The following is an 8,534-nucleotide window of genomic DNA, read 5'->3' on the forward strand; positions in this document are numbered from 1 at the left end:
ATAAAAACGGATATCTTACTAGTGCCGTGCCCTACCCATCTGTCCCATTCTTTTTTCAAATTGGTATTAGAACCAAAAATTTTGAACTTTGAATTAAAAAAATGGTCAAAAAGGGTAAGATACCCGCGACTTGCCAATCAAAAAGTCCCTTAACTTCCCATCAATGGCGCATCCAATACCTTCTTAATCCGTTCGCGGGTTTCCAGTAAATGTGCCTTAGTATATTCGTCTGACGAATTTGCTCCATCCAACTTTTCCTTTAACTGCCGCAGTTTATACCAAGCCAAAGTCCGGGCATCTTCTGGAGCAGAGCTTTTTCGCAACACCATATCAGTCAAAATCTTGAGGTGTTGTCGCTGTAAGCCGCGACGCAAACTAGCAATTTCTAAAGGCTTACCCTTCTCCGGCTTAATTACTTCCGTCCAAATACCTGTTTGTAAAGTATCAAATAATTCTGGTAATGATAGGGATTGTTTGGGTTCACTTTTCAACTCAATATCCTTAAGTCGAGAAAGGCGATCTCTGGACAATAAATCCGATAGTACCAAACTCTGCATAAATAATACTAGATCATGAATGGGATAGTCCAAACGCCCTGTTTTGGGATTACTACCCCAATGTCGCCAACGGGATGGAGCTAACTTATTCAATAGTTGGGGTGAAAAGTTAAAAGCATCCTCGGCAAACACATACTTATGTAAATTCTCTAATGCTTTTCTTTGCTTTTCCACTGGTACTGGTTGAAATGGTAATCTTTTTTGTGGATTACCCCCATGTACCCGGTAAAAAGATTGACCGCCAATATATTTGGAAATGTAATAAATATTCTGAAAATAATTACCTAATACGGTTTTAAATCTATCTCTAACATCGGTGAAACTATTACCTTCTAAGGGATAGCGTTGATTTAAACGAGTCCACATCAACCGGGCATTATCTAGCTGCCATTGGGAATAAAGCAACACATTAGAACTATTATCCCAAGGATTAGCAGTGGGGTCGAGGTCATAGGCATCCTCATCTGTAGAATAACTATATTCTGGTTTGTAGGATTTCTGGGCAATCCTCTCTAAAATTGGCTTTTCCGCCAGAGGGGATGCAGCCTTAATGGGTGTATATCCATACTCAATTACCCAGCGATCGTAAACGCCCACAGAATCGGGGAAATATTCACCCTGCTTGGTACCTTGAGGAGCAATGTTGGGTGGAATATAGTCCATCACTGACGTGGTAAGACCTTTTTTCCCAGCGATCTTTTTATCATTCATGTCCTTGGGTGATAGCAAGGTACTACCCCGGAAATTGTGGCGTAACCCCAAGGTATGTCCTACTTCATGGGCAATAATTAACCTTAAATATTCATGGACATATTGTTTTTTTTGTACACTAGTAGGAGGTTTAGGCTGCAGTAAAGACATTGCCAAGAAACCGAAGGCAAACTGATTGGCAGCCTCCACACCATAACAAAGGTCATGCTTACCTGCTAATTTGGATAAACGCTCGGTGAAGGGAGTTTTTAATGATGATGAAGGTGCAATACTCTCTAATCCATTGGCACATAGTAGACGATTGTGCATTAAAGCAGAGAGGGAAGTGCGGTTTTGTTTGTGACTCTGGGTAGGTTGAATAATTTGTTTATAATCACTTTTGATTGCCCGGATAAAACTACCATCCATTAAAATATCAGCGTCGAGGATTTCTCCCGTTAAAGGGTTGACGCGGGATGGTCCCATGGCAAAATATCCATCAATTGTGTTAATCCAGCGAATGGTATTGTAGCGGATATCTGCGGGATCCCAGGTGGCATCGTCTGGCATTTGCTTGACTTGGACGGCATCTTGAAAACCAGCTGCGGTAAAGGCTTTATTCCACATCAATACCCCTTCTTTAATAGAATCACGGTATTCTAAGGGAACAGCATTATCAATCCAGAATACTATGGGCTTTTTGGGTGGAGAAATAGCAGCATTGGGGTTTTTCTTTTCTAAATGCCAACGGTTAATGTAGCGAACAAAGGGATCTTTGCGTTCGTCGTTGGAAACATCTTGATAAGCGGTAATAAAGTAACCCAGGCGATTGTCTGCTAGTCGGGGTCGGTAGTTATTTTTCGGCAGTTGAGAAAGGCTGTAGTGAACGCGCAACTGAAAACCGCGACTATCGGCAAGGGTAGCAAAACTACGCTGTTTTGGTGTTTTCCCAGTCACAAAGTTGACAATCGACTCAATCTCCATATTTTGGGGAAAAGCTTTCGCCTTGCCAAAATAGAATTTTTGGGGAGTGCCAATGGAACCAAAATTTTGCAATAATCCCCCTAGGTCTTTGAGTAATATATCTCCTAAATCAATAAGAATCGTTTGACGTTGGGGATGAATACTTTTTATTTTAATAGTATAGAGGATAGAATCACTAAAAGAACGGGCAAGCGATCGCACCTGGGGATCTCCTTCACGGGTGCGAAAATTAACATTTCTAACAACAAAATTTAATTCGTTATTGACTCGTTGAAAATAAAATAGAAAATTTTCTAAGGGCATACCACTGTAAATTCCTCGTTCACCAATACCTGATTCCAAGGTTGCAGTGGCGAGGAAGTTCTGATTTAATTGCTGTGGCTTAATCTCCAAATAAATTTTATTCTTGCGGGGATTCCGATATAGGGTAAAAAGACCAGATGTTTTTTTTGTATCTTTAATTACTTTCTCGAATGTTTGCAAACCATCCTTCTTTTTCGGTTTTGTTTTTGAAATATTGGATTTTTTTACTTTGCTAGCTAGTTGCAGAAATGGTTGTTGCCCAGTTTTTTTAGTATTGTTCGCTACCCACATAAAAGGCTGGCGTTGGGTTTGGTTTTTGTTATTAATTACCCATACTTTCGATAATGCCCAGTCAGGAGGGGAGACATTTGGCGCAGAAACTTTACCCCCTTGTGTTTCCAACATATTCATCTGGGAGAGAGTGTGGGGTAAAGAGCCCTTTTTGATTCTGGATGATGTAATTTTTTCATTGGCATTGTCCTTATATTCTACATTGACAGCCAATGATTTTGTATTTAAGTGAACTACTCCTAAAAATAGACTATGTAATAAAATAAAACAACTGGTTAATCTCTTCATTCCATCCATTCCTGGCAATATTTTCTATTTAATTTTGACCTCAGGCAAAAACTAGTGCAGTACTGTATAAATAAGCAGACTATTTATAAAACATCAAATCTAAAGAATAAAATATTTTTGACTTCCGTCCAGGGTTACTAGTGATCTTGTATTTTCCTCAACGAATTGGTAGTACTATACTCAACAGCTTCGCTGCTTGATATCAAGCAGCTATTTTCAAGTAATCCTTGGCATAATTACCTAGTGTTCGACAGTAGACACGTCTGTACTATAGTATTGTTCCCAAAATAACTATGTTTTTAGCAAATCAAGTGCATTATTTTGACACTCGACCATGAAATACACTGAAAAAGCCATAAAAACATAACATAGAAAACAAAGATTAACTGGTAATTAAAAGCCCTAACTTCCATAAGCCCAACTTTCTTCCCCCATTAAAACCACAATCTCATACAATCTCAATATCAAGATGTTTTGTAACATACAATTTTCATGTAAAAAATAGTAACAAATAATTAGCTCCAGTAAATTCTCTGGGATTTATTCAGATATCAGTGGATGCATTAGTATTAATATACACAATCATGCTAAATTTATTTCAAGTCTGGCAACGTTTAAAAATTCATATTCAACAAAAGTGTTTACAAGATCAAAAGTATATAAATGCTAAGTTATTTCAGGAAAATGTAAATTTAACAAAAGAAAATGTGTATTTTCCTGAGTTTACAGCAAAACTGCAAAATTACTTACATGCATGGTCACAAATAAGGGATGAAGAAGGGTGCATCCAATTAGAGATTTATCATGTATTAGGTAACGCCGTACTCAAGCCACAAATTTTAGCGACAATACTGGAAACTCTTAGCCATGAGACAAGATTTAGACCAGTAGAACTGTTTTACCATCTGCAAGATTTTTATCTACGCTGGTGTAGGGGAGAATTTATTGATGCCCCACCTGATCATAATTTTCCCCAACAAAAAATATTGCAGTTACAAGCAAACAATATTACCCTTGGTCTACGTCAGATAGATATTAATACAGGACTAAATGTGCTGATTTTGCTGTTGGAGCTACACTATTATGCTCAAAAGCACAGCCAACTCAGCCAGAAAATTATTTTTTATCCATCTGGTCAGAGGGATGCAGATAACTTTTTTACTTCTCAATTATTGAGAATAATTAATTACAGTGATGCTATAGAAATAGGTAATTTTACTAGTGTTGTAGGGGCATTTCTCAGGGGTGGGAACTTTAGTGGTGCATACTTGGGGGATGCGAATTTAACAGGTGCTAACTTCAGTACAGCCGATCTGAGTACAGCTTATTTAGGAGATGCAAACCTGACAGGGGTTAATTTTAGCTTTGCTAACTTGAATAATGCTTCCTTAGGAGATGCTAACCTGAGTGGAGCCAATTTGAGTGGAGCCAACCTTAATTGTGCTGATCTCAGTAGTTGTAACTTGAGTGGAGCGATCGCTACTGGTGTGAATCTCAGTCGTGCGGATCTCACCCATGCCAATCTCAGTACTATTAATCTTACCAATGCTGACCTAAGTCATGCAGACTTGAGTAGTGCTGACTTGCGGAATGCAGATTTAAGAGGAGCAAACCTCAGCCATGCAATTTTGTTTGGAGCCAACCTGAGTGATGCTCAGCTCAGTAATGGGAACCTGAGTGATGGGGATTTTTGCCGTGCGGATCTCAGTGGTGCCAACCTTAGTCATACCACTCTGCAAAACAGTAACTTGAGTGATACCATTATGTTTGGTGCTAATTTGTACCAGGCAGATCTGAGTGTTGTAGACCTGAGTTATGCTAAGCTCCACGGTGCAAAACTTCATAGTGCCAACCTGAGAGGAGCAATTATGATGGGTGCGGATTTGAGCAATGTAGACCTGAGTGCGGTAACTCTCAAAGAAGCTGATTTGAGTGGAGTGATTCTCAATGAAGCAAACCTGAGTGAAGCTGACCTTAGCGATGCAATTTTCTTTGGTACTGACTTCAGCTATGCCAACCTCAGTGGCAGTAATCTTAGTGGCAGTAATCTCAGTGGTGCAACTCTCAATGGTGCAAATTTGAGCCATACTAACCTCAGTTATACCATCCTTGGTGGCGCTGATCTCAGTGATGCCAACTTAGCAGAAATGATTTGGAATGAAAATTTAGAGTGGAATGGGGTGCGTGGATTGGAAACAGCGGTAAATTTACCAAATGCACTCAAAGTTCATTTGAAGATAGCCTCTTGGGTGACATACTCCGACACAGACTCCTAGCTTGAAAATAGGTGTTATATCATGTCCGTCTGATTACTTATGATATTACCATCCATGCAAAAATCACCCAAACTCTTTCTCCCTCTGCTTCCCTTCAGATTGCTCCACTTACTACAATGCGCTTAACCCGTACAACGCAGTGCTTACCTGACCTCTGCCCCATTGCAGTCCTAATGATAAGTATTTAAGCCGACATGATATTAGGGGTTGGAGGATAGGGAAAAGGTAATTTTCATTCTTGGTTGTGGATACAATTGCTCGTGGAAGGCTAGCTAGGAAATGGGGATGTTCTTGCTTCTTCTGCTAAAATCATCTTTACGCTTCAAAATATAGTGAAATTAGAACCTTCTGTATGATATATCTAAATCCATCTGCATTGCCGCATACAATGAAAACATAATCAAACATTAATCGGCATTGTAGTCTAAAAGATATATTTTTATCACTGACTTCCCTAATACCCATTTGTGACTGAATTTATGAAGTCTTATCTCGCTGCTGCTATTCAAATGACAAGTGTGCCTAATCTCCAAACAAATTTGGCTCAAGCAGAGGAATTAATTGATTTAGCCGTGCGCCAAGGAGCTGAATTAGTTGGCTTACCAGAAAATTTTCCATTTATAGGGGAAGAAGAAGATAAACTCGCTCAAGCTAAAACCATCGCCGATGAGAGCGAATTCTTTCTCAAAAAAATGGCGCAACGTTATCAAATTACCATTCTTGGTGGTGGTTTTCCCGTACCTGTAGAACAAGCAAACAAAGTACATAACACGGCATTACTGATTGATTCTAATGGTCAAGAACTAAGGCGCTATCATAAAGTGCATTTATTTGATGTTAATGTTCCCGATGGAAATACTTATCAGGAATCTACAACTGTGGTAGCAGGGAAGGAAATACCTCAGGTTTGTGATTTTACTGACTTGGGAAAGATTGGTATTTCTGTGTGTTACGATGTGCGTTTTCCAGAATTGTACCGACAAATGTCACACCAAGGACTAGATATAATCTTTGTCCCCGCAGCATTTACTGCTTTTACAGGTAAAGACCATTGGCAAATATTATTACAAGCCAGAGCCATTGAAAATACTTGTTATATAATTGCACCAGCACAAACCGGAACCCACTATGCTCGTCGCCAAACCCACGGACATGCTATGATTGTCGACCCTTGGGGGGTGATTCTGGCTGACGCAGGGGATCAACCGGGAATAGCCATCGCAGAAATCGATCCCACCCGTTTAGAACAGGTGCGTCGGCAAATGCCGAGTCTGCAACATCGAGTATTTGGCTAAGTTTCTATTTTGGGCATTGCTGAATTGGAATATACAATTGAAAAATCAGGTCTCTCAAACTCTCGTTACCTGCACCTCTGCGCCTTTGCGTGAGACAAATTCAATACTTTATTCAGCAACGCCTTATTTTCTTATTTTGGGTAAACGTACAATATTTGGTTCGTTTCCCCCCTTGTCTAACCAATACCTAATTGTAAAAAGCATAACCCTGTGAAACTGTAAGGGAATGGTGCATTTAATTAGGAGTAGCACTTGCGAGTACCAAAAACCCTAAATTCTCTGGAACGACTGTTTGTAAGGGCGCAATTATCTAGTAAATTTACGGTAATAAATGTAACTAGATAAACTATAAAGTCCCGATAAATACTTGGGCTGAATTACTTACCGCTTCGTCGGATTCACGTTACAAATTTTTTCAAAATTTCAAGATATATGTAATTTTAGATTCCAAATTTCTGCGAATAAATACTGAGAAATAGAATACAGGTGTGACAATATTTATTTAGTCATTAACTTCAGTTGGTATTGAAAATTTTCTTTATTATAATGCAGCTTATATCATTTCCGTCTGATTAATTATGATATTGCCATCCATGCAAAAATTGCCCAAACTTTTTTCCCTCTCCTCCCTTGCAGTCCTAATGATAAGTATTTAACCAGACATTATATTACTGGTTGATGAACTCGTAGTCCAGAACCAGAAGTAAAAATTTGTCTTCAGAAGAGTAGAGTTTTTTGAAATTTCTTGTTATCCTACTGTAATTTTCCTAACTAACCAATTCTAATAGCTCTCATAGAGGAGTAAGCCTGTGACTGAAAAAACATTAGCCCAAATTGACTTAGAATCCCTAGTGGCTTCCCGTCAATATTTTCCCTCTCCTACTGCCTGGGAAGACCAGGTATTCTACTTCTTAATGCTGGATCGATTCTCTGATGGTCAAGAGAACGGATACAAAAATAATCAAGGCAATCTGGTGCTGGGTGGAACAACCCCCCTGTACACTAAAGAAGATGAGGGAAATGTCCTGAAAACAGAAGCAGATGAGCAACGTTGGAGAAAAGCTGGAACTAAATTTGTCGGTGGAACTCTCAAGGGATTGACAAGTAAAATTGGCTATCTCCATCGCTTAGGAGTAAGGGCGCTCTGGATTAGCCCAATTTTCAAACAGGTGCGGTTCCAGGAGACTTATCATGGCTATGGGATCCAAAACTTTCTGGAGGTTGAACCTCGGTTTGGAACTCGTGAAGATTTAAAAGAATTGGTGCAAGTCGCTCATGAAAATGGTATTTACGTCATCCTGGACGTTATTTTTAATCATACGGGTGATGTCTTTGATTATGCAAGCGATCGCAATCCTCATTGGACTGGCAGCACATACCCAGTTGAAGGCTTTAATGATAAGCAGGGCAATCCTACCATTCCCTTTGTCCAAGCCAATCCCCAAAATCTGACTGATATTGATGGAGCTGTGTGGCCAGCAGAATTGCAAGCTCCTGATACCTTTAACCGTAAAGGACACATTCAAAATTGGGATCGTGATCCCGAATTCCGCGAAGGAGATTTCTTTGACCTAAAAGATATTCATCACGGGTATGGGAACCCGGATAACTATCAAGTTTCTGATGCCCTCCGCCATTTGTGTAAGTGCTATAAATATTGGATTGCTGATGCAGATATCGATGGTTTCCGTATCGACACAGTTAAACATATGGATATTGGGGCAACTCGCTACTTTGTCTCAGTGATCCGTGAATTTACCCAAACCATTAATAAAGAGAATTTCTTCCTACTAGGGGAAATTACAGGCGGGCGCACAAAAGCTTACAACACCCTGGAATTAACCGGACTT

The 8,534-nt window shown here is 39.6% G+C and carries 4 protein-coding genes; 3 read left to right on the forward strand and 1 reads right to left on the reverse strand.

Features of this window, described 5'->3' with window-relative positions:
* Positions 1 to 149: 149 nt before the first annotated feature.
* Entirely contained in the window at positions 150 to 3,113 is a 2,964-nt protein-coding gene (locus CALSC_RS13500) for a zinc-dependent metalloprotease (protein ID WP_088241856.1), read from the reverse strand.
* Between the two features lie 584 nt (positions 3,114 to 3,697).
* Here CALSC_RS13500 and CALSC_RS13505 point away from each other — a divergent pair.
* From CALSC_RS13505 to CALSC_RS13515, 3 genes are all read left to right on the forward strand, one after another.
* Entirely contained in the window at positions 3,698 to 5,389 is a 1,692-nt protein-coding gene (locus CALSC_RS13505; RefSeq protein ID WP_088241854.1) for a pentapeptide repeat-containing protein, read from the forward strand.
* A 479-nt stretch (positions 5,390 to 5,868) separates the two neighbouring features.
* A complete protein-coding gene (locus tag CALSC_RS13510; RefSeq protein ID WP_088241855.1) occupies positions 5,869 to 6,684 on the forward strand; it encodes a carbon-nitrogen hydrolase family protein in 816 nt (271 codons plus the stop codon).
* Positions 6,685 to 7,493: 809 nt separating this feature from the next.
* Positions 7,494 to 8,534, forward strand: a 1,041-nt coding sequence (locus tag CALSC_RS13515; RefSeq protein ID WP_268807212.1) for an alpha-amylase family glycosyl hydrolase, incomplete at its 3' end; no start/stop codon positions are given.

This window comes from Calothrix rhizosoleniae SC01, from assembly GCF_900185595.1.
In the GTDB taxonomy this organism is placed as follows: domain Bacteria; phylum Cyanobacteriota; class Cyanobacteriia; order Cyanobacteriales; family Nostocaceae; genus Calothrix_A; species Calothrix_A rhizosoleniae.

What these genes read in the sequence shown, in the direction of transcription:
- CALSC_RS13510 (WP_088241855.1), top strand. Translation starts at nt 5,869, where the DNA reads ATGAAGTCTTATCTCGCTGCTGCTATTCAAATGACAAGTGTGCCTAAT.
- CALSC_RS13500 (WP_088241856.1), bottom strand. Translation starts at nt 3,113, where the DNA reads ATGAAGAGATTAACCAGTTGTTTTATTTTATTACATAGTCTATTTTTA.
- CALSC_RS13505 (WP_088241854.1), top strand. Translation starts at nt 3,698, where the DNA reads ATGCTAAATTTATTTCAAGTCTGGCAACGTTTAAAAATTCATATTCAA.